This is a genomic window from Enterobacter cloacae complex sp. P12RS, assembly GCF_014895875.1.
Classification (GTDB): Bacteria; Pseudomonadota; Gammaproteobacteria; order Enterobacterales; family Enterobacteriaceae; genus Enterobacter; species Enterobacter bugandensis.
Map to the genome: position 1 here is coordinate 1 of NZ_JADBQO010000023.1, position 1364 is coordinate 1364.

The 1364-nt window shown below is 60.9% G+C and carries 1 protein-coding gene; it reads right to left on the reverse strand.

Annotated elements, in window-relative coordinates; genetic code table 11:
- Positions 1–81 precede the first annotated feature (81 nt).
- Entirely contained in the window at positions 82–1236 is a 1155-nt protein-coding gene (locus IM284_RS14675; protein ID WP_082131781.1) for an IS481 family transposase, read from the reverse strand.
- Positions 1237–1364: the final 128 nt, after the last annotated feature.

Here is a 1364-nt window from a genome sequence, read left to right on the forward strand (position 1 = left end):
CCCACTGTACAGTCCGGGGACATGGTAGACAGGTGTTCGGGGACATGGTAGACAGGTGTTCGGGGACATGGTGAACACTTTTTAACATCCTTTACCCATGGTGATCGACTTTTTCTTCAGGTCGATCACCCCCACTTTCGTGCTGTACCACCACACTTCATAGCAGCCGTCATCCTGCGTCTCCCTCAGCCCGACCCGTTCTCCCCTGAACGCCTTGCCTGCGCTCAGACTGACACCCTGTATGCTCAGCTTTCCGCTGACATCCACTTTCCTGACCTTCACCCCTTCATCGTATTCAGGTGGCGTTACGCTGCCGCTGTACTGCCGCGCTGACGGCTGATAACGCGAGGCCGGTACCGCCATACCCAGCGCCTCGTGCGGGCGTTCAAGGTTGTACACCGTGCGCCAGTGAGCGAAAGCGCGCTGCAGCTCTCCGCTGTCCGCGAACCATTTTCCCTGCAGCACTTCCGCCTTCAGGCTGCGGTGAAAACGCTCCAGCTTGCCCTGCGTCTGCGGATGATAAGGCCGGGAGTGCCCCACCCGGATACCGTGGCGCATCAGCCACAGCTCCAGCGCCGTCCAGGTGCCGGTGGTGTCGCCCCACGGTGAGCCGTTGTCCATCGTCATCCTGTCCGGCAGGCCGTAGCGTTCAAACGCGCTGACCAGCTGCTGCTGCACGGTCTCGCGCCGTTCATCGGTACAGTGCGCCAGGCACAGGGAAAAACGGGAGTGGTCGTCCAGCAGGGTGAGCGGATGGCAGCGGCCACCGCCAAAGGGAAAGTGGCCCTTAAAATCCATCTGCCAGAGCCGGTTCGGCGCGTCATGTTCGAAGCGTCCCGTAGCCGGAACGCCCGGTGATGCGCCCGGCAGCAGACCGTGACGGGCCATCAGATTATGGACGGTGCTGAAGGCGGGCATACGGTGCCCCTGGTCTTCAAGCCAGCGCTTAATCTTGCGGGCGCCCCAGCGTTGATGACGGTCATGCGCCATGCGCAGCAGGGCCGTGATGTCGTCAGATGAGCGGTTCGGGGAATGATGAGGTGCGCGGGAGCGGTCCTGAAGACCGGAGGCACCTTCCTCAGCCCAGCGCTGAAGCCACTTGTAGCCGGTGGCAGGAGAAATGCCGAACTGACGGCAGAGGAAACGGATGTTCGCCCCGTCCTGCGAGGCGAACAGTACAAACTCGGTACGTAATGACATGGTATCTCTCGCATCCCAGGGCATAAGCGACTCCATAAACGGGTTCTTATGCCTCAGTTGTAAGTGTCTACCATGTCCCCGAACAAGTGTTCACTATGTCCCCGGACCGTACAGTGGGAGAGGGCCGGGGTGAGGGCATCAGGCCGCACACAACCATGCTATGA

Bases quoted from the DNA above. Each gene is read 5' to 3' on its own strand.
- IM284_RS14675 (WP_082131781.1), bottom strand. From the start codon at position 1,236: ATGGAGTCGCTTATGCCCTGGGATGCGAGAGATACCATGTCATTACGT.